Below are 20,302 nucleotides of genomic sequence, written 5' to 3'. Positions count from 1 at the left end.
GTTCAGCTTCCACGTGAGAGCGTGATCTTCCCCGCACCTGCGACGGACAAATGGTTCCCGCGCACGAGGCGCGGGATGACGGGGGAATGTTGGAAGCGCTCATTTGGAGGCCACCTCATACGGATGCGTATTCAGCCAGTGCCGGGCGATATCGATCCGCCGCGCCACCCAGACCCTGTCGTGGGCCATCACATGCTCGAGGAAGCGCCTGAGACCCAGGATCCGTCCGGGCTTGCCGACCACGCGGCAGTGCAGTCCGATGCTCATCATCTTCGGCGCGGTCTCGCCCTCGGCGTAGAGAGCGTCGAAGGCGTCGCGCAGATAGGTGAAGAAGTGCTCGCCGGTGTTGAAGCCCTGCGCCGCTGTGAAGCGCATGTCGTTGGCTTCCAGCGTGTAGGGCACGATCAGCTGCGGACGGCCATGCTGGGCGTCGTAATAGGGCAGGTCGTCGGCATAGCTGTCGGCGTCATAGACGAAGCCGCCTTCCTGGGCGATCAGCCGGGCGGTGTTGGGGCTGGTGCGACCCTGATACCAGCCCAGCGGCCGCTCGCCGGTCAGGCGGGTCTGCACCTCGATGGCCTTCTGGATGTGTTCCAGTTCCTGGTCGGGCGTGAAGTGCTGGTAGTCGATCCAGCGATAGCCGTGGCTGGCGATCTCCCAGCCGGACTGCATCATCGCCTCGACCGCCTCGGGATGGCGTTCCATGGCCTGGGCGACGCCGAACACGGTCAGCGGTAGGGCCAGCTCGACGAAGAGGCGACGGATGCGCCAAAACCCGGCGCGCGAGCCGTATTCGTAAAGGCTCTCCATCGACATGTTGCGCATGCCCTCGATGGGCTGGGCACCGACCATTTCCGACAGGAAGAACTCGCTGACCGGGTCGCCATGCAGGATCGACCGCTCGGCGCCTTCCTCGTAGTTGAGGACGAACTGAACGGCGATGCGCGCGCCGTTGGGCCAGGCGGCGTGCGGCGGGGTGGCGCCGTAGCCGATGAGGTCGCGGGGGTAGGTCATCGTGATTTCATCTGCCCCCTACGGGGGCGGACGACCGCGCAGCGGTCAGGTGGGGGCGAGTGGTCGCCACGACTGGCCCCCTCCGCGCCTTCGGCGCTCCTCCCCCGGAGGGGGAAGATGAACCTTGCCCTATCCATCACGAATACACCTTCGCCGCCGCATCGACTCCAGCCCCCGGCGTCGCCGAGAAGCCCTCCCACCGCAGCACCGCCTCCAGGGCTGCCAGGGTGGTCAGCACCGCGTGTTTGCGGGCATTGACCCCCATCGCCCCGATCCGCCAGATCCTGCCGGTCAGCGGCCCGAACGCCGTGCCGATCTCGATTTCGAACTCGGTGCGCATGCGGGCCCGGACGCGGTCGCCGTCGACGCCGTCGGGGATCCAGATGCCGGTGACATTGGTCATCTTGTGGGCCGGGTCGCCGTAGACGCTCAGGCCCATCGCCTCGACCCCGGCGACCACGGCCGCGCCGGCTGAGGCGTGGCGGGCGAAGCGGGCGTCCAGGCCTTCCTCCAGCGCCACGCGGGCGCATTCGCGGGCGGCGTACAGCATGCTGGCCGCCTCGGTGTGGTGGTTCAGGCGCTTGTCGGACCAGTAGTCCATGATCATCGCCAGGTCGAAATAGTTGGAGGCGATCCGGCGGCCGTTGCCGCTGACCGCGCCTGCCGTGGCGATGCCGCGCTCGACGTGCTTTCGGCCGGCGATGTGCTCGGCGGCGCGGTCGCTGATCGTGATCGGGGCCGAGCCGGAGGGCCCGCCCAGGCACTTCTGCAGGCCGGCGGTGACGATGTCGGCCTGCCACTGGTCGACCGGGCAGCTCATCCCGGCCAGGGTGGCGGTGGCGTCGACATAGAGCAGGGCGTCGTGGCGGCGGCAGATCTCGCCGATGGCCTCGATCGGCTGGGCCATGGTGGTGGAGGTGTCGCCGTGCACGCAGGCGACCAGGCGCGGCTTGACCCGGGCCACGGCGTCCTCGACGGCCTGCGGGTCGATGACCTTGCCCCACTCGCCCTCGACCAGGGTGACCCTGGCGTCGCAGCGCTCGGCGATCTCGGACAGCAGCAGCCCGAAGCGCCCGGCATTGACCACCACCACGTCGTCGCCCGGCGCCAGTACCGAGACCAGGGCCGCCTCGATCCCGGCGCGCGAGGTGCCGTCGACCAGGAAGGTCCAGCGGTTCTGGGTCTGGAAGACCTGGCGGTAGAGCGCCATGGTCTCGTTCATGTAGCCGGTGAATTCCGGATCGAACTGGCCCAGCAGCTGCACCGACATGGCCCTTAGCACGCGCGGATGCACATTGATCGGGCCGGGGCCCATCAGCAGGCGGGGCGGGTGGTCGAGTTCGCCGAAGGTGGTGGTCATCTTGTCACTCAAGAATTGTCATCCCGCCCGAAGCGGAGCGTAGAGCCGGGACCGCCGGAAGCGCCGAGCTCAGGCGTCGGTCCCGGATCTTCGCGCTGCGCCCCCGGCTCAAGGCCGGGGCGGGATGATAGGAGAAATTGATCGGAAAGCTTCTCCACGAACCCCAGCATCGCCCGCGCCGCCAGGGCGCAATCGGCCTCTGTCACCGACTCGGCCGGGTTGTGGCTGATCCCACCTTCGCAGCGGATGAACAGCATGGCGGTGGGGCAGAGGTCGGCCATCACCATGGCGTCGTGACCGGCCCCGCTGGGCAGGCGGCGTGGCGGCAGACCCAGGTCAGAGACGGCCTGTTCTAGCAGGGCGGTGAGGCCCGGGTCGCAGGGGCTTTCGGAAAGCGCCTGTAGCAGGGTGACGGACGCCGTCAGACCGCGCCGGGCGGCGATGGCCTGGATCTCTGCGCTGACGGCCTCGACCGCCGCGTCGCGGGTCGCCGAGGTCTCGGCGCGGATGTCCATCGAGAATTCGACCGCGCCGGGGATGACGTTGAAGGCCCCAGGCAGAGCGGTCATGCGGCCGACCGTGCCGACCAGGTTGTCGGTCCCGGCCCGACAGATTCGCTCCAGGGCCAGGATGCACTCGGCGGCGGCGGGGCCGGGGTCCTTGCGCAGATGCATGGGCGTGGTGCCAGCATGACCGGCCATGCCGGAGATCCGCACCATCAGCCGCTTCTGGGCCGCGATGGCGGTGACGACACCCAGGGCCAGGCCCTCGGCCTCCAGAACCGGGCCCTGCTCGATATGGGCTTCCAGAAAGGCGATGACGTCCGACGGCTTGCGGGCCGCCTCGGTGATCCGGGCCGGGTCGAGTCCGAAGGCGGTGAAGGCCTGGGCCAGGGTCACCCCCTCGGCGTCGGTCATGCCCAGCACGGCGGCCGGATCCAGCGTGCCGGCCACGGCGCGGCTGCAGCTCATCGAGGCGGCGAAGCGCGAGCCCTCCTCGTCGCCGAACGCGAGCACTTCAAGGGCGAAGGGCAGGCGGCGGCCGGCACCGTGCAGGGCCTCGATCAGGTCGATACCCAGCAGGATTCCCAGCGGCCCGTCATAGCGTCCGCCGTTGCGGACGCTGTCGATGTGCGAGCCGATCAGCAGGGCCGGAGCGTCGGGACTGGCACCCTCATAGCGGCCGATCAGATTGCCGGCGGCGTCGCGGCGCACCGTCATGCCGGCTTCAGTGATCCACAGGCTGAGGGTGTCGAGGGCGGCGTCATGGGCGGGGCTCAGAAAGCGGCGCGTCAGCTGGCCGTCGACCTCACTATAGGGCGGGACGCCCAGCAGGTCGCAACGCGCCTTGGCCCTGCCGCCCATGTCGAACGCCCGCGTCACGCCGGTTTGACTCCGCTCCACAGCCCCGCTTGCCGTGGCGACCTTGGTAGCGCAGGCTGGGGTCAGCCGCGCGGCCCAGGGCAGGCGCAGGGCTGCATGGCCCGGCAATGCCTCGACAGGCACCAGACCTTGCGGCCGGTGCCTGCGAATAAGTCATAAACCACTTACTTAGCGGGGCCTAGGCCTTGACGAACTTGCCGATCGCGCGGACCGAGCCGGTGGCCACGCCGGTCGGGGCACCGCCGGGGGGTTCGTCCGTCACCGCCAGGGTCGCCGTATAGGTCCCGCCGCCGCGCAGGCCGGCGGGCAGGGCGATCTGGATCGGAGCGTCGGTCGGGATCATGCCCAGGGAGATGGCCTTCTGGCCCTCGGGGATGATCCACAGTTCCGGTGCTCGGCCCTCGGGCATGTCCATCGCCACCGGCGTCAGGATCAGCTTGTCGGTCGCATGGTCGAGGGTGGCGATCAGGGCCGGCTGGTTCGAGGCCGGATCATTGATCAGGGCGACCTCGGCCGCCGCCGGGGTAGCGGGCGCTATGGCCGGAACGGGGGCTGTGCGCGGGGTCATGACCAGGGCCGCGACGCTGGCCGCTGCCAGGGCCAGGGCTCCGACCGAGACGCCACGCCAGACACTGACATTGTTCCAGAGGGGCGGCTTGCTGCGTTCGCCGACCAGGCTGGCGATCCGCGGCCACAGGCCGGCGGACGGTTCCACCGCCTGGATATCGGCGGCGAGCGGGCTCAGGCGGGCTTCCCACCATTGCACGGCGCGCGCGAAGGCGGGCTCGGCGGCGATCTTGCGCCGGGCCTCGGCCCGTTCCTCGGCATCGAGCACGCCCAGGACATATTCGCCGGCCAGGGGGCGTTCGTCTTCAAGTTCGGTGACGGGGGTGTCGGTCATGCTTCGAGACACGCGCGAAGGCTGATCAGGCTGCGCCGGATCCAGCTTTTCATCGTGCCCAGGGGAACGCCGATCATCTGGGCCAGGGCATCATAGGTGACGCCTTCGAAGAAGGCGGTGCGGACGGCGCCGGCATGCTTGGGGTCCAACTGGTCCAGACAGCCGTTGAGGCGCAGGCGGTCCTCGTCGGTCTCGACCAGGGTCGAGGCGAGGGGGGCTGTATCGGGCAGGGCTTCGGCTTCCTCGACGCCCGCCATCACCCGGCCGCCGCGGGCCCGCAGCTTGTCGATCGAGCGGTTGCGGGCCATCGACACCAGCCAGGTGATCGGGCTGGCCTTTTCGGGATCAAAGCGGTCGGCCTTGTTCCAGACGGAAAGATACACATCCTGCAGCACGTCTTCCGCCTCCTCGCGGTCATTCAAGATACGGAGGCAGACGCCAAACAGTTTCGCCGAGGTGTGGCGGTAGACGTACTTCAGGGCATCGGAATCACGATTGGCGACGCGGGCGATGGCCCGGGAAAGCAAGGCTCTACTGGTATCGGCATCCATCGATCGGTCGTTCCTGCGGTCCTATGTCGCACGACGGTGGCATGGCACCGGAACGCGCGCAATCGTTGTCGAGGTCAGCGTGTCGCGCGCAGGGCCAGGAAGCCGACCGAGGCGGCGACGGTGGTGACAAATGTCCCCCAGCTCAGGTCGATCAGGGTGATGGTCGTGGACCAAACCTTGAGGGTCGCCTGGTTGGTCAGGTCATAGGTGGCATAGGCGCAGAAGCCGAACACGGCGGCATGGACCAGCAGCCGCTTCCAGCTGTTGTTCTCGGCAGCCGGCAGGATGGCCAGCACGAAAACGCCGGTCAGATAGATCAGATAGAAGGCCACGGCGGCCGGCAGGTTGACCGTGTCGGCCATGATCTCGCCGATCACGGGGCGATAGAGCCGCGAGGCCGACAGGGTCAGCCAGATCATGTCCAGCACCAGAAAAGCGGCGCCGGTGGCGAGGTATCCGTAAACGTAGCGCTTCATCTCAGTGCCCCTGGCTCACTGGCCGCAATCGGTAGTGGCTGACGCCCCATTCCTCGCCGCCCCGATGACCAAACAGGCCCGAGGTTGCCAGAAAGAACAAGCGCCAGCGCCGACGCCAGACGGTGGCGTGCTGTCCATAAACGCGTTCGAGCACCGGATCGATGCGCGCGCGGTTGGCGTCGAAGTTCTCCAGCCACTGCTCGGCGGTACGGGCATAGTGCGCGCCGCTCCACCGCCAGTCCTGCTCGATCGTGAACAGGTCCGGAAACTGGCCGGGCAGATCATGGCTGGGCATGACGCCGCCGGTGAAGAAGTACTGGGCGATCCAGTCGGCCGGATCGTCGACATCAAAGCGGTAGGGCGCGTTCCGGTGCGTGAAGATGTGCAGGAACAGCAGGCCGTCCGGCTTCAGCCAGCCGTTCACGCGGGTCAGCAGGGCGCGCCAGTTGGACATGTGCTCGAACATCTCCACCGACACCACGCGGTCGAAGCGCTGCTCAGTGGTGAAGTCGTTCATGTCGGCGGTGATCACCGTCAGGTTGCCAAGACCCAGGGCGGCGGCGCGGGCCTCGATGAAGGCGCGCTGCGAGGCGGAATTGGAGACGGAGGTGATCTGAGAGCGGGGGAAGCGGCGGGCCATCCAGAGGGACAGCGATCCCCAGCCGCAGCCCAATTCCAGCACCGCCTGACCGTCCTGCAGATCGGCATGGGCCTCGGTTTCCAGGAGGGCGTTGGTCTCGCCCGCGGCCAGGTCACCCTTCAGGTCCGGATAGAGCCCGCTGGAGTATTTCAGGTTCGGACCCAGCACGACCTCGAAGAACGCGGCCGGCAGCTCATAGTGCTGGGCATTGGCCGCGTCGGTGTGGGTGGCGATCGGATGCTGGTCCATGGTCGCGGCAAAGGCGGTGCCGGCGTCGGCGGGGGCCTTGGCCAGCCGGCGGCGGGCGTCGCCGACCAGGAACTGGATCGCGGCCCGGGAGATCACGTCCGGCACGGGCGTGTCCTCAAAGGCATGGATGGCGGCCTTGACCAGGCTCATGCGGGGTCCTCGCGCGGAATCAACCTGGCTGAGCTACGTGAAGCCCGCTTCGCCGGATGCGTCCGCGTCCAAATCTTCCCCGGCTCCGTAACTGAAGGACCAAACCGTCAAGTCCGTTCCAGGGATCCTCCAATTGTCCGCGTCCCCTTCGACCCCGCGCCTGAAGATCGCCGTGATCGGTTCCGGTATTTCCGGCCTGTCCTCCGCATGGCTGCTGTCCAAACGCCATGACGTGACCCTGTACGAGGCTGACAGCCGCCTGGGCGGCCACGCCAATACGGTGACGGTCGGGGATGTCGCGGTGGATACCGGCTTCATTGTCTATAACGAGCCCAACTATCCCAACCTGGTGGCGCTGTTCGACCATCTGGACGTGCCCACCGTCGCCAGCGACATGTCGTTTGGCGTGTCCCTGGATCAGGGCGCGCTGGAATACAGCAGCAACAATCTGCTGGCGCAGAAGCGCAACGCTCTGAACCCGCGCTATCTGAAGATGCTGCTGGACGTCACCCGCTTCTACAAGAACGGCGTGCGGGACCTCGCGGCGCTGGAGAAGGACGGATCCTGCCGGCTGGACGACTATCTTCGTCAGCAGGGCTTTGGCCGGGCCTTTGCAGAGGACCATCTCCTGCCGCAGGCGGCGGCCATCTGGTCGGCCTCGATGACCGACATCCGCGAGTTTCCGGCCTCGGCCCTGCTGCGCTTCTTCGATAATCACGGGCTGATGCTGCCGATCGACAAGCGGCCCATCTGGCGCACGGTCGTGGGCGGTAGCCAGGCCTATGTCGCGCGCCTGGCCGGAGCCTTTCAGGGCCAGATCCTGCTGGGGCGTCCCGTGCGCAGGATCGTGCGGGGCGACGATCATGTGGCGGTTCAGGACGAGGCCGGCGACACCCGCCGCTTCGACCAGGTGGTGATCGGGGCCCATGCCGACCAGGCCCTGGGCATGCTGGACGCGCCGACCGTGGACGAGACGGAAGTGCTGGGGGCCTTCCGCTACAGCCGCAACCGCGCTGTCCTGCACCGGGATGCCGGCCTGATGCCGCGCCGCAAGGCCGCCTGGGCCAGCTGGAACCATGTCGGACGCCGGGCGGGCCTGGGCGCGGGCGGGGTGACCTACTGGATGAACCAGCTGCAGCCCCTGGGCGTTACGGACCCGTTCTTCCTGTCGCTGAATCCCGAGCAAACCCCGCGCGAGGATGTTGTCTTGCACGACCAGATCTATGAGCACCCCCTGTTCGACGGACCGGCCATGCAGGCCCAGCGCCGGCTCTGGTCGTTGCAGGGACGTGACCGGGTCTGGTTCTGCGGGGCCTATTTCGGCTCGGGCTTCCATGAGGATGGCCTGCAGGCGGGCTTGGCCGTGGCCGAACAGCTGGGGGGCGGTGCGCGGCCCTGGACCGTCCGGGAGCCTTCAGGCCGCATCCATGTCGACCCTGCGACGGGCGAGGCCGAGCGAGAGCTGGTGGCGTGACCCAGACCTCCAGGCTTTATGTCGGTGAAGTGAAGCACGAGCGGGTGCGGCCCCGGCGTCACCGGCTGAGCTATCGGGTCTTCATGCTGCTGCTGGATCTCGATGATCTGGAGGCCCTGGACCGGCGGTTGAAGCTGTTCTCGCTGGAACGCTTCAACCTGATGTCCTTCCATGCCGACGATCATGCTGCCACGCCGGGTGTCGGCGTGAAGGCAAGCGTGCTGGCCAGCCTGGCCGAGCAGGGCATCGACCTGCCGGACGGGCGGGTGTCCCTGCTGTGCATGCCGCGGGTTCTGGGCCACGGGTTCAATCCGCTCAGCGTCTATTTCTGCCGCGACGCCCAGGGTCGGCTGGTGGCCATCGTCCATGCGGTGCGCAACACCTTTGGCCAGAGGCACGACTATGTCCTGCCGGTGCATGGCGAGCGCGGCGGCTGGGTGCGTCAGGCCAGCGACAAGATCTTCCACGTCTCGCCGTTCATGCCGATGGACCTGCGCTACGTCTTCGAGATCGCGGTGCCGGCCGAGACCACCCATGTGGGCATCGACGTGTTCGACGCCGACGGCCTGATGCTGTCGGCCAGCTTTGACGGCCGGCGGGTCGCCCTGACAGACAAGACCCTGCTGCTCGCCCTGGTCAGTCACCCGTTGCAGGTGCTGGGCATCCTGGCCGGCATTCACTGGGAGGCCCTGAAAATGCTGCTGAAGGGGTTTGGCCTGTTCCCGTCGCCCTCGCCCTCGGGGCTCGCCAGGCCCAGGGCCGGCGAGGACGCCGCCTGAACCGCCGAGGCCCGGAGGGCAGGATTAGGCCTGCCGCCAGGCGTCGAGATCGGCCAGGGCCCTCAGGCTCATCAGACGCTTCTTGGCCCGACCGCGCTCCTTGAGCGGGATCTTCACACCGTCTTCGCCGGTCTTCGGTGCCTCCATGGGCGGCAGAAGGCCATAGTTGATGTTCATCGGCTGGAAGCTGGTCTTGCCCCCCTCAACCTCGCCCGGGATATGTCCGCCGGTCACATGCTCGACCAGGGCCCCGAGGGCGGTGGTGGCCGGCGGGGCCTCCAGGGTCTGGCCCAGACGATCAGCGGCGGCGAAGCGTCCGGCCAGCAGGCCCGTGGCGGCGCTTTCGACATAGCCCTCGACCCCGGTCATCTGGCCGGCGAAGCGCAGGCGCGGAGCCCGCTTCATCCGCAGGGACCGGTCCAGCAGGCGCGGACTGTTGATGAAGGTGTTGCGGTGCAGGCCGCCCAGGCGCGCGAACTGGGCGTCCTTCAGGCCCGGGATCATCCGGAACACCTCGGCCTGGGCCCCGTGCTTCAGCTTGGTCTGGAAGCCGACCATGTTCCACAGGGTGCCCAGGGCATTGTCCTGGCGTAGCTGCACGATGGCATAGGACTTGACCAGCGGATCTCGCGGATTGGTCAGGCCGACAGGCTTCATTGGGCCATGGCGCAGGGTCTCTCGACCGCGCTCGGCCATGACCTCGATCGGCAGGCAGCCGTCGAAATAGGGCACATGCTCCCAGTCCTTGAACTCGGCCTTGGGGCCGGCGATCAGGGCATCGATGAAGGCCTCATACTCGGCCTTGTTCATGGGCAGGTTGATATAGGCGGCGGCGTCGCCGCCGGGACCTTCCTTGTCATAGCGCGACTGGCGCCAGGCGACGTCCATGTCGATCGAGTCGAGATGGATGATCGGGGCGATGGCGTCGAAGAAGGACAGCTGCCCCTCTCCGGACAGGTCGAGGATGGCGTCGGCCAGGGCCGGCGAGGTCAGGGGGCCGGTGGCGACCACGACATTGTCCCAGTCCTCCGGCGGCAGGCCGGCAATTTCCTCGCGCTGGATCGTGACCAGGGGGTGGGCTTGAAGGCGACGGGTAACCTCGGCCGAGAAGCCGTCGCGGTCGACGGCCAGGGCCCCACCGGCGGGAACCTGATGCTGGTCGGCGGCCGACAGGATCAGGGAGTCCAGCCTGCGCATCTCGGCGTGCAGCAGGCCGACAGCGTTGAACTGCCAGTCATCGGAGCGGAACGAGTTGGAGCAGACCATCTCGGCCAGGCCGTCGGTGTGGTGGGCCTCTGTGCGGACAGGGCCCGACGGCTCATCACGCCGCATTTCGTGCAGGACCACGGGCACGCCCGCGCTGGCGATCTGCCAGGCCGCTTCGGAACCGGCGAGGCCGCCGCCGATGACGTGAACCGGCTTTAGGGGGGAGGTCTGAGTGCTCATGGGCGACCTCATACCTCCGGCTGTCGCCAAGTGAAACCTGGGTGTAGGCTCTCATGAAAACCCACGTATGGCGCGTGCGGCGGACAGGGGGGAACTACAGATGGCCAAGATCTCGGTGACGGGTTCGGCATTGGCAGGGTTTGGCGTCATTGCCCGGCAGCCTGGGGCGGTTCTGATCTGGGGCGTGGTCATGCTGATCCTGTCCCTGGCCCCGATCCTGGCCCTGATCCCCCTCATGGGCCCCGAGCTCATGAAGACGATCGCCGCCCTGATGCAGACCCGGTCGGGGGAGCTCGATCCGGACTCGATCAGCCAGATGATGCAGTTGCAGTCCGGCCTGATGCTGATCCAGGTCGGCGGCTGGCTGTGGGGCACCTTCATCAAGGCCCTGATCTGCTCGGCCATCTTCCGCGCAGTGCTTGAGCCGGCTCAGTCGCGCGGTGCCTTTCTGCGACTGGGGCCCCAGGAGCTGTGGCTCGCCCTGCTGTTCCTGGTGGTGAGTGTCCTGGCCTATATCGTGGCGGTGCTTGCCTCCATCGGCGTGCTGGTGCCGGCCCTGGTCGTCGGCCTGAGCAGCGGGCCGCAGGGGCAGGGCGCGGCGGCCGGCGTGCTGACGGGCTTTGGTCTGGCCTTTGTGGCCGTCCTACTTCTGATCTGGCTGGCGCTGCGGCTTTCGCTGGCCGCGCCCATGACCTTCGCGGACCGCCAGTTCCGGCTGTTTGAATCCTGGGCCCTGACGCGCGGCTCGACCTGGCGCCTGCTGGGCGTGGCGGTGCTGAGCCTGCTGATCCTGTTGGTTCTCGAACTGATCCTCGCCGGTGTGGTGCTGAGCGCGCTCTTTATGGCGGGCGGTCCGCCGGTCTGGCTGTCGGATCCCCAGGCCGTGCAGGCCTTCCTCGCCCGGCCGCCGCTGGATCTTCTGCGCTCGACCTGGCCCTGGCTGGCCGTGATCGGCCTGGTCTGGTCGGTGATCGGGCCGGGACTGTTCGCCATCGTCTGCGCGCCCTGGGCCGCAGCCTATCGGGACCTGACCCGCCAGCCGGGGACCTGACGCGGCGCCGGCGCCACTTAGATCGCAAAATCGCATCCTGATCGCCGGCACGCGTCGCAACCTGGCGCGACGCGTCGTAAACAGACGGCTCCGCGCGACTCGGGCGGAGCGGTTCGAAAGGGCGTGCCATGACGGATGGATCGGTCGCGATCGGGGCGACCGTTCGGGCGGGGGTCGCAGGGCTCGGGCCGTCGGTCCGCGCCTGCTGGGGGGCCTTGCTGGTCGCCGTTGTGCTCAGCGTCGTGAGTCGCCAGTTGCCGCCGGGCCTTGGCCTTGTCGCCCTGCTGGGCGAGATCGCCGCCGTGGCCCTGGCCTGTGGCGCACTCTACCGCAACGCCTTTGGCCGGGCTTCGGGACTGGCCGGCCTGCGCTGGGGACAGGACGAGTGGCGCTTGCTCGGCGTTCAGGCCCTGGTCGGGGTCTTCCTGTTCGTGGTGGCGACCGTCCTCCTGCTTGTGGTCGGGGCCATAGCCCTGGGCGTGGCGCGGGCCAATGCGCCGGGTTTCGATGCCACCTCATCCCAGGCCTGGCAGGACGCCCTGGCCGGATCGGGACCGGGAACCCTGGTGGCCGGGGCGGCACCACTGGTGGGCCTTGGCCTGCTGATCTGGCTGGGCCTGCGCCTGTCCCTGGCGGCGGCGGCCTCGGTGGATCAGTCGGGCGTGCGGGTGCTGAGCGCCTTTCCCCTGACGCGCGGTGCCAGCCTGCAGGTTTTTGTCGCCGGCCTGGTGCTGGCGGCACCGATCGCCGGCCTGATGGCGGTGCTCAACCTGCTCGGACGCTGGACCGGACCGGGCCTTGACGGCGGGCTTGCCGCCTTCTGCGCGATCTTCGGCTATGTCTATCTGGCGCCGGTCTGGACCAGCGCGCTCGTCCATGTGTACCGCCAGCGCCAGCCCGCGGCCCCCCTGCAGGAAGTCTAGATGACCGCCCTTTCGCCGATCAATGCTGCCCTGGAGGGTGTGCGAACCATGCGTCGGCATCCGGTTGTGGTGCTGGCCTGGGCCGGATTCTCGCTGGTCATGCTGCCCTTGCTGGGCCTGCTGGCCAAGATCGTCCTCAGCGAGCAGGATCGCATGAACCTGGCCCTGCGGCCGTCATCGGCCGACCCGCGCGAGATCCTCGACTTCGTTTCGCGCCTCGGCGGCGTCATGGTCCTGCTGATCCTGCTGGCCCTGGTGCTCGGCGCGATCCTGTCGGCGGCGATCATGCGATCGGTGCTGCATCCCGAGGATCGGCGCTTTGCCTATCTCCGCCTGGGTCGCGAGGAGCTGCGCCTGCTGGGCGTGTCAGTGATCACCTGGGCTGCGGCCCTGATGGTGACCATCATTCCGGGCGGGGTCCTGGCCCTCGGGACGGCGCTGCTGGCGGAAACGCCGATCGGCGGCTGGTTCACCTTTCTCGGCGGACTGACGGTGATCGGCCTGTCCACCTGGGTGGCGGTACGACTGTCCCTGCTGGCCCCGCATGCCTTTCTGAGCGGCCATATCGATCCGCGCGCCGCCTGGCTGGTCACCCATGGCCAGTTCTGGCGGCTGCTGGCCACCATTGCCGTGGTCATCGTGCTCTGCGTGCTGATGTCGATCCTGGGGGCCACGGTCTCCAGCCTGGTCGGGGCCCTGATCGCCGGCGGGCTGGAAGACCCGATCGCCGGCGGCGCGGCAGCCAGCCATCCGCGCCTGATCCTGGCCCTGCTGGCCAATCTGCTGCTGGCCCCGGTGTTCCTGACCCTTCAGGCCGTCCTCGTCACCTCTGCGCCGGCCGCGGCCCTTCGCCAGCTGATGGCAGCCAAGGCCTAGGCTTCACCCATACTCCGCTCTCCCTGGCTTTCGCCGGGAAGTGCGGAAAATTTCACGCAGCAGCGCTGGGTCGCGATCCCACGCGCTCGCGCCACGCGCTCAGATGCGGTGTGCCCTCCGGCACCTCCAGGCCGATGAAGCTGGCGAAGTCGAGCGTGGTCTGGGCCACGATGTCGGCGATGGAATAGGACTCTCCGGCGATGAAGGCACGGCCGTCGGCCAGTTCGCGATCCAGCCACTTCATGGCCCGGGCCACGGTTTCGCGGTTGGACTCGCCGAAGTCCTTGTTCTGCGTCAGCAGGGCGGCCGTGAGCGGATGGGCGTGACGCCAGAACATGCCGACCGGGATCAGCAGCTGGAATTCGATTCGCCGCACCCACATGTCGATCTGGGCCTGCTCCAGGGCGGTGGTTCCAAACAGCGGCGGCTGCGGATGCAGGGCTTCGAGATAGCGGCAGATCGCGACGCTCTCGCTGATCATGGTGCCGTCATCGAGTTCGAGGGTCGGAACCTGTCCCAGGCTGTTGCGGGCCTTGTGCTCGGGTGACTTGTGGCCGCCCTGGCGCATGCCGATCCGGATCTCCGGCAGGTCGATGCCCTTCTCGGCCAGGAAGATCCGCACCCTGCGGGGATTGGGCGCGGGGTTGGCTTCGCCATAGAGCTTCACAGAGACCTCCCGGGTGAGCGACGCTGACGGCCGCCTTTCAAACAGATGTTAGAGTTGCCGCGCCATGCGGGGCAAGCCGCATTCGCTTCAGGGTCGAATTCGGTGCCCGGGCCCTGTTGAAGCGCCGCGAACCTTGTTACGCCTAGGCGCGAACCATCCCGTTCTGCCGAGGGTACCATGTCCAAGTTCTCCGCCTCCGACGCCGCCTTTGTCGGCTTCCGGCTCGTGAGGGAGCACCCGCGCGTCGTGGCGGTGTGGGCCGTGCTGATGACCGTGCTGTCCCTGATGACCAGCACCCTGACGATCCAGCTGGCCGGTCCGCAGCTGAACGAGTTCATGGCGCTCAGCGCTGACAACTCGGCCGCGCCGGAGGAGATGCTGCGGATCATGGGCGGCCTGGCCCCGCTGATGGTTTTCTCCGTGCTCTACAGCCTGGCGCTCTATGCGGTGACCCTGGCGGCGGTGAATCGCATCGTGCTGCGCCCTGATGACAGCCGCTCGGCCTTTCTGCGGTTCGGCGCGGACGAACTGCGCCAGGCCGGTACGCTGATCCTGGTCAACCTGATCTTCCTGGCGGTCTATATCCTGGGCATCCTGATCTCGGCGGTCCTGATCGGGGTCGGGGTGGCCGCCGGCGGCGGTCCCATTGCCGGACTGACGGGCCTGGTCAGCTTTGTCGGCGTGGCCCTCCTGATGATCTTTGTCGCCGTCCGGCTGTCCTTCGCCTCGACCCTGACCTTTGATACCGGCCGGATCGCCATCCGGGCGTCCTGGGCGATGACCAAGGGCCATGTCGGAGCCCTGCTCGGGGCCTATCTCCTGGCGGTCGTGATGGCCGTGATCGTCTATCTGCTGGTCATGACCATCGTCGCCGCCATCGGGGTGATCGCCTCGGGGGGCATTACCGGTCTTGGCGGTCTGTTCGAGCCGGACATGAGCTCGCTGGAGACCTTCTTTACCCCGATCGGCATCACCCGGGCCCTGTTTGCTGGCGTGATCTCGGTGCTGACCTCGCTGATCGTCTTCTCGCCGGCTCCGGAAATCTACCGGATCCTCAAGGCGGGGGGCGTGGAGCCGGTGGCGACGAACGTCTAGCCACCCCGCTCCCCCCGGCGACAGCCGGGGAGGGCAGGGCTTCTGATGATCGCTCCAGAGAAGCGATCATCAGGATCAGGCGCTCTTCTTGCTCGTCTTCAGCGCCGCCACCCGCGCCTTGCGACGCTCTTCGTGGCGGTCCAGCACGTCCTTCAGATAGCGTCCGGTCCAGGAGGCCTCGACCCTGGCCACGTCCTGGGGCGAGCCCACGGCGACGATCTCGCCGCCGCCGTCGCCGCCTTCGGGGCCGAAGTCCAGCAGCCAGTCAGCGGTCTTCACCACGTCGAGATTGTGCTCGATGACGACCACGGTATTGCCCTGGTCGACCAGCTCGTGGAGCACTTCCAGCAGCTTCTTGGTGTCCTCGAAGTGCAGGCCGGTGGTCGGCTCGTCGAGGATGTAAAGCGTGCGGCCGGTGGCGCGCTTGGAGAGCTCCTTGGACAGCTTGACCCGCTGGGCCTCGCCGCCTGACAGGGTCGTGGCCTGCTGGCCGACCTTTATGTAGGTCAGGCCCACCCGCTTCAGCGTCTCCATTTTGTCGCGGATCGGCGGCACGGCCTTGAAGAAGTCGGCGGCCTCTTCGACCGTCATGTCCAGCACGTCGGCGATGGTCTTGCCCTTGAACAGGATGTCGAGGGTCTCGCGGTTGTAGCGTTTGCCCTTGCAGATATCGCAGGTGACGTAGACGTCGGGCAGGAAGTGCATCTCGATCTTGATCAGGCCGTCGCCCTGGCAGGCCTCGCAGCGGCCGCCCTTGACGTTGAAGCTGAAGCGGCCGGGGCCATAGCCCCGCGCCTTGCTCTCCGGCAGTTGGGCGAACCAGTCGCGGATCGGCCCGAAGGCCCCGGTATAGGTGGCCGGGTTCGAACGCGGGGTGCGGCCGATCGGGCTCTGGTCGATGTCGATGACCTTGTCGAAGTTCTCCAGGCCCTCGATGCGCTCGTGCGGGGCCGGGGCGTCGCTGGCATTGTTCAGGCGCCGGGCGGCGGCCTTGTAGAGGGTCTCGATCGTGAAGGTCGACTTGCCGCCGCCGGACACGCCGGTGATGCAGGTAAAGGTGCCGACCGGGATCTCGCCGGTCACGCCCTTGAGATTGTTGCCGGTGGCGCCGACGACCCGCAGCATCTTTTTCTTGCTGATCGGCCGGCGGTCTTCCGGGACCTCGATCTCGCGCGTCCCGGTCAGGTACTGGCCGGTGACGCTGGCGGGATTGGCCATGATGTCGGCCGGCTTGCCCTGGGCCACGATCTCGCCGCCATGCACGCCTGCGGCCGGACCCATGTCGATGACATAGTCGGCGGTGAGGATGGCCTCTTCGTCATGCTCGACGACCAGCACCGAATTGCCCAGGTCGCGCAGGCCCTGCAGCGACTGCAGAAGGCGGGTATTGTCGCGCTGGTGCAGGCCGATCGACGGCTCGTCCAGCACATAGAGGACCCCCGTGAGGCCCGAGCCGATCTGGCTGGCCAGACGGATGCGCTGGCTCTCGCCGCCCGACAGCGTGCCCGAGCCGCGCGACAGGTTCAGATAGTCCAGGCCGACATCGACCAGGAACCGCAGGCGATCATTGATCTCCTTCAGGATCCGCCGGGCGATCTCCATCTGCTTGTCGCTGAACTGGGACTCCAGGCCGGCAAACCAGTCCTTGGCCGGACGGATGGCCAGCTGGGAGACCTGGGCGATATCCATGCCGGCGATCTTCACCGCCAGGGCTTCGGGCTTCAGGCGCTTGCCGTGGCAGACCTCGCAGGGCGTGTCGGACTGGTAGCGGCCCAGCTCTTCGCGGACCCAGCTGCTGTCGGTCTCGCGCCAGCGGCGTTCGAGGTTTGGCAGGACGCCCTCGAAGGGCTTGTCGACCTCGTATTTGCGGGCGTTGTCGTCATAGACGAACTTGATCTTCTGACCCTTGGAGCCGAACAGGACCACGTCGCGGGCGCTGGCGGGCAGCTTGTGCCAGGCTTCGTCCATCGAGAAGCCATAGTGGCGGGCCAGGGCCTGCAGGGTCTGGGTGTAGAGCGGCGAAGGCCCCTTGGCCCAGGGCGCGACGGCCCCCTTGTGCAGGCTCTTGTCCTTGTCGGGGATCACCATGTCGGCGTCGAAGGCCAGCTTGGCGCCCAGGCCGTCGCAGGCCGGGCAGGCCCCCGCCGGATTGTTGAACGAGAACAGCCGCGGCTCGATCTCGGCGATGGTGAAGCCGCTGACCGGGCAGGCGAAGCGTTCCGAGAACAGCAGCCGCTTGGGCTCTTTTTCGCCCTCGTCGATCGTCGCCCATTCGGCCACGGCCAGACCGTCGGCCAGACGCAGGGCCTGTTCGATGGAGTCGGCGAGGCGCTGCTCCATGTCCGGCTTGGTGACGATGCGGTCCACGACCACGTCGATGTCGTGCTTGAACTTCTTGTCGAGGGCAGGGGCGTCCTCGATCGGATAGTACTGGCCGTCGATCTTCAGCCGCTGGAAGCCGGCCTTCTGCCACTCGGCGATTTCCTTGCGGTACTCGCCCTTGCGGTCGCGGACCACCGGGGCCAGCAGATAGAGACGCGTGCCTTCGGGAAGGGCGGTGATCTTGTCGACCATCTGGCTGATGGTCTGGCTCTCGATCGGCAGGCCAGTGGCCGGCGAATAGGGCGTGCCGACCCGGGCCCAGAGCAGGCGCATATAGTCGTGGATCTCGGTGACCGTACCGACCGTCGAACGCGGATTGCGCGAGGTCGTTTTCTGCTCGATCGAAATGGCGGGTGACAGGCCCTCGATCAGGTCGACATCGGGCTTGCTCATCAGTTCCAGGAACTGGCGGGCATAGGCCGACAGGCTCTCGACATAGCGCCGCTGGCCCTCGGCATAGATGGTGTCGAAGGCGAGCGAGCTCTTGCCCGAACCCGACAGGCCGGTCAGCACCACCAGTTCGCCCCGCGGAATATCGACGCTGACATTCTTCAGATTGTGTTCGCGGGCACCGCGGACGCGGATGAAGTTCAGTTGTTCGGCCATGTGTTCCGGAACGCAGGGGCTGGCATGAGGGTGCCGCGCAGCGGCTATATGTAGGGCTCGGAGCCGGCAGTTAACACAAGAACAAGGTGGGAACAAACGCCCGGAGGTCGTCCTGTGACAGCCTGCTGCCAGAAGGTGTCAGCAGGCTGGCGCCATGAGGGGCGTGGTTTCCGGGCCTTAACCGCCTTTGAAAGCGTGATCTTCAACAGTGTACGGTTCAATGCGCTCAAACGGAGCGCGACATGAGCAAGGCTGCCAAGCCCGCCAAGGCTGACAAACAGGAAAAGGGCAAGCAGGCGATCCGCGACGCCAGCGGGAACCTTCAGACTGGCAAGCCCCGCTCAGTCTTTGTCGATTTCATGGTGTTCATCGGCGGCGTCGGGTCTCTGATCTACGTGTTCAATACCATCGCGCCTAACTAGGGTCGCCAGCGACCCGGGCGGCTTCGGCTTGCCCAAGGCCGCCGGTCGCCTTAAAGAGCCCGGCCAGATCCCCTGAAGGAGACTCCCATGATCAGAGCAACGGAAGACCGCTTCGTCCGTCCCGTTTCCCTGACCCTGGATCGTCATGTCTGCCTTCATCACGCTGGATTCCGTCGCCGCCGTCACGCCTGACGGCCGCCCTCTTTTCGAAAACCTTGATCTCGCCGTCGGTGTCGAGCGCATCGGCCTCGTCGGCCGCAATGGCGTCGGCAAGTCGACCCTGCTGGACATCATGGCAGGGGACCGCGTCCCGGCGGCCGGCACCGTAACCCGCACCGGCAGCCTGGCCCGGCTCGACCAGAGCCCGGCGCGCTCGTGCGACGATCGGCTCGTGGACCTGCTGGGCGCGGGTCCGGACTGGGACCGGCTGGCCCGGATTGAAGCCGGTCAGGCGGATGACGCCGACCTGTCGGATGCCGACTGGGACCTGCCGGGCCGCATCGCCCAGGCCCTGGCCGAAGCCGGGCTGCCGGATCTGGACCCGGAGCGTCCGGCCCTGTCCCTGTCGGGCGGCCAGGCCACGCGGGCGGCCCTGGCCCGGCTTCTGCTGGCCCGGCCAGACGTTCTGCTTCTGGATGAACCGACCAACAATCTCGATGCCGCCGCCCGCGAGGGTGTGATCAGGGTCATTGATCGCTGGAAGGGCGGGGTGGTGGTGGTCAGCCACGACCGGGCCCTGCTGCGCGGGCTCGACCGGATCGTCGAGCTGTCGTCCCTGGGCGCGCGCACCTATGGCGGTGGATACGACCTCTATGTCGAACGGCGGGACGAGGAGGCCGCTGCAGCCTCGCGCGACCTTGACCGCGCGGATCAGGAGGCTCAACGCGTGGCCCGGGACGCCCAGGCCGCCCGCGAACGCAAGGCGCGACGCGACGCCGCCGGCAAACGATCCGCCGCCAAGGGCGGCGCGCCGAAAATTGTCCTCGGGGCCATGGCCGAGCGGGCGGAGCTGTCGGGTGCGCGCGAGGGTCGCCTGGCCCAGCGCCTGGCCGCCGAGGCCGCCGAGGCGAGATCAGAGGCTGTGGCCCGGGTCGAACGCCACAGGACCCTGTCCTTCGACCTGCCATCCACCCAGCTGTCACCGGGAAAGGCGGTGCTGGCGTTCGAGGCGGTTGCCTTTGGCTGGCCGGGCGGCCCTCCACTGATATCCGGCCTGTCCTTCCAGATCGTCGGACCGGAGCGTGTGGCGATCCCGGGCAGCAATGGTACCGGCAAGACCACCCTGATCCGGCTGGCGGCCGGTGATCTGGAGCCTGCGCGCGGTACTATCCGCTGCAGCGTCCCGATGGCCGTGCTGGATCAGCGGGCCGCCGTTCTGGATGACGGTCAGACGATCCTCGAGAACTTCCGGCGACTGAATTCGCGCGCCTCGGCCAATGAGGCCCATGCCGCCCTGGCCCGGTTCCTGTTTCGCAATGCTGCGGCCCACCAGCGGGTCGGAACCCTCAGTGGCGGCGAACGCCTGCGTGCGGCCCTGGCCTGCGTCCTGTCCGCCGAGGTGCCACCGCAGCTGCTGATCCTGGACGAGCCGACCAACCACCTGGACATCGCCTCGATCGAGGCGGTTGAGGCGGCCCTGATGAGCTTTGACGGGGCCTTGCTGGTGGTCAGCCATGACGCCGATTTTCTGACCGCCATCGGGATCGAGCGCGAGATCGCCCTGGGGCGGTGATTTCTGGCACCATCTTTGTGGGTCCTGATCCTCGCCGCTGGGCCCAAAGCTGAGGCTTGCGCAAGGCCGTGCGGGCGCTTTTGTTGGGGGCAGGATCAGGCCCACGGGCCTGGAGCGGCTTTGCCT

General features: G+C 67.6%; 17 protein-coding genes and 1 pseudogene. 8 read left to right on the top strand and 10 right to left on the bottom strand.

Annotated features, from left to right (window positions below):
- Positions 1-99: 99 nt before the first annotated feature.
- The 7 genes and pseudogenes from puuE to ACW17U_RS12360 all read right to left on the bottom strand — a co-directional run bounded on the left by puuE (position 100) and on the right by ACW17U_RS12360 (position 6,723).
- A complete protein-coding gene (gene puuE, locus ACW17U_RS12390) occupies positions 100-1,014 on the bottom strand; it encodes an allantoinase PuuE (protein WP_492052774.1) in 915 nt (304 codons plus the stop codon).
- A 136-nt stretch (positions 1,015-1,150) separates the two neighbouring features.
- Positions 1,151-2,374 carry a pyridoxal-phosphate-dependent aminotransferase family protein gene (locus tag ACW17U_RS12385; protein WP_492055731.1) on the bottom strand — a complete coding sequence of 408 codons (1,224 nt, stop codon included), beginning with the start codon at positions 2,372-2,374 and terminating at the stop codon, positions 1,151-1,153.
- A 116-nt stretch (positions 2,375-2,490) separates the two neighbouring features.
- Positions 2,491-3,756 (bottom strand): annotated as a pseudogene (locus ACW17U_RS12380) (allantoate amidohydrolase); the annotation flags it as partial.
- A 178-nt stretch (positions 3,757-3,934) separates the two neighbouring features.
- A complete protein-coding gene (locus ACW17U_RS12375) occupies positions 3,935-4,657 on the bottom strand; it encodes an anti-sigma factor (RefSeq protein ID WP_492052772.1) in 723 nt (240 codons plus the stop codon).
- The gene (locus tag ACW17U_RS12370) at positions 4,654-5,208 is read right to left on the bottom strand and encodes a sigma-70 family RNA polymerase sigma factor (RefSeq protein ID WP_492052770.1); all 555 of its coding nucleotides are present in this window, start codon (positions 5,206-5,208) and stop codon (positions 4,654-4,656) included. Before ACW17U_RS12370 ends, ACW17U_RS12375 begins: the two co-directional genes overlap by 4 nt.
- Before the next feature lie 74 nt (positions 5,209-5,282).
- Positions 5,283-5,684, bottom strand: a complete 402-nt coding sequence (locus ACW17U_RS12365) for a DUF2177 family protein (protein WP_062144857.1) — start codon at positions 5,682-5,684, stop codon at positions 5,283-5,285.
- A gap of 1 nt (position 5,685) precedes the next feature.
- Entirely contained in the window at positions 5,686-6,723 is a 1,038-nt protein-coding gene (locus ACW17U_RS12360) for an SAM-dependent methyltransferase (RefSeq protein WP_492052768.1), read from the bottom strand.
- A 133-nt stretch (positions 6,724-6,856) separates the two neighbouring features.
- On the opposite strand from ACW17U_RS12360, the gene ACW17U_RS12355 reads away from it, so the two are divergent.
- Complete coding sequence (locus tag ACW17U_RS12355) at positions 6,857-8,197, top strand: NAD(P)/FAD-dependent oxidoreductase (RefSeq protein WP_492052767.1); 1,341 nt, start codon at positions 6,857-6,859, stop codon at positions 8,195-8,197.
- Positions 8,194-8,976, top strand: coding sequence for a DUF1365 domain-containing protein (locus ACW17U_RS12350; protein WP_492052765.1), 783 nt, complete (start codon positions 8,194-8,196; stop codon positions 8,974-8,976). Before ACW17U_RS12355 ends, ACW17U_RS12350 begins: the two co-directional genes overlap by 4 nt.
- A gap of 24 nt (positions 8,977-9,000) precedes the next feature.
- On the opposite strand, the gene trmFO is transcribed toward ACW17U_RS12350, so the two are convergent.
- Positions 9,001-10,422 (bottom strand): methylenetetrahydrofolate--tRNA-(uracil(54)-C(5))-methyltransferase (FADH(2)-oxidizing) TrmFO, encoded by a 1,422-nt coding sequence (gene trmFO / locus ACW17U_RS12345; RefSeq protein WP_492052763.1) that lies wholly within the window; start codon positions 10,420-10,422, stop codon positions 9,001-9,003.
- Between the two features lie 100 nt (positions 10,423-10,522).
- Here trmFO and ACW17U_RS12340 point away from each other — a divergent pair, with 100 nt between their 5' ends.
- The 3 genes from ACW17U_RS12340 (at position 10,523) to ACW17U_RS12330 (ending at position 13,272) form a co-directional block, all read left to right on the top strand.
- The gene (locus ACW17U_RS12340; RefSeq protein ID WP_492052761.1) at positions 10,523-11,473 is read left to right on the top strand and encodes a hypothetical protein; all 951 of its coding nucleotides are present in this window, start codon (positions 10,523-10,525) and stop codon (positions 11,471-11,473) included.
- Between the two features lie 128 nt (positions 11,474-11,601).
- Positions 11,602-12,396: a hypothetical protein gene (locus ACW17U_RS12335; RefSeq protein ID WP_062144875.1), complete on the top strand. Its 795-nt coding sequence runs from the start codon at positions 11,602-11,604 to the stop codon at positions 12,394-12,396.
- Positions 12,397-13,272 carry a hypothetical protein gene (locus ACW17U_RS12330; RefSeq protein WP_062144878.1) on the top strand — a complete coding sequence of 292 codons (876 nt, stop codon included), beginning with the start codon at positions 12,397-12,399 and terminating at the stop codon, positions 13,270-13,272.
- Between the two features lie 52 nt (positions 13,273-13,324).
- On the opposite strand, the gene ACW17U_RS12325 is transcribed toward ACW17U_RS12330, so the two are convergent.
- Positions 13,325-13,939 carry a glutathione S-transferase family protein gene (locus ACW17U_RS12325; RefSeq protein ID WP_492052759.1) on the bottom strand — a complete coding sequence of 205 codons (615 nt, stop codon included), beginning with the start codon at positions 13,937-13,939 and terminating at the stop codon, positions 13,325-13,327.
- A gap of 177 nt (positions 13,940-14,116) precedes the next feature.
- On the opposite strand from ACW17U_RS12325, the gene ACW17U_RS12320 reads away from it, so the two are divergent.
- Positions 14,117-15,034, top strand: a complete 918-nt coding sequence (locus tag ACW17U_RS12320) for a hypothetical protein (RefSeq protein ID WP_492052757.1) — start codon at positions 14,117-14,119, stop codon at positions 15,032-15,034.
- Positions 15,035-15,109: 75 nt separating this feature from the next.
- Here ACW17U_RS12320 and uvrA read toward each other — a convergent pair whose 3' ends face one another.
- A complete protein-coding gene (uvrA, locus tag ACW17U_RS12315) occupies positions 15,110-18,022 on the bottom strand; it encodes an excinuclease ABC subunit UvrA (protein ID WP_492052756.1) in 2,913 nt (970 codons plus the stop codon).
- A gap of 242 nt (positions 18,023-18,264) precedes the next feature.
- On the opposite strand from uvrA, the gene ACW17U_RS12310 reads away from it, so the two are divergent.
- Together ACW17U_RS12310 and ACW17U_RS12305 are read left to right on the top strand one after the other, a co-directional pair.
- Positions 18,265-18,444 carry a hypothetical protein gene (locus ACW17U_RS12310; protein WP_062144890.1) on the top strand — a complete coding sequence of 60 codons (180 nt, stop codon included), beginning with the start codon at positions 18,265-18,267 and terminating at the stop codon, positions 18,442-18,444.
- 145 nt (positions 18,445-18,589) lie between these two features.
- Positions 18,590-20,176 carry an ABC-F family ATP-binding cassette domain-containing protein gene (locus ACW17U_RS12305; protein ID WP_492052754.1) on the top strand — a complete coding sequence of 529 codons (1,587 nt, stop codon included), beginning with the start codon at positions 18,590-18,592 and terminating at the stop codon, positions 20,174-20,176.
- Positions 20,177-20,302: the final 126 nt, after the last annotated feature.

The sequence above is a fragment of the Caulobacter sp. AVps16 genome (genome assembly GCF_058681455.1).
The sequence above is the reverse complement of the archived record's forward strand: the minus strand, read 5'-3'. Positions and strand labels throughout refer to the sequence as shown.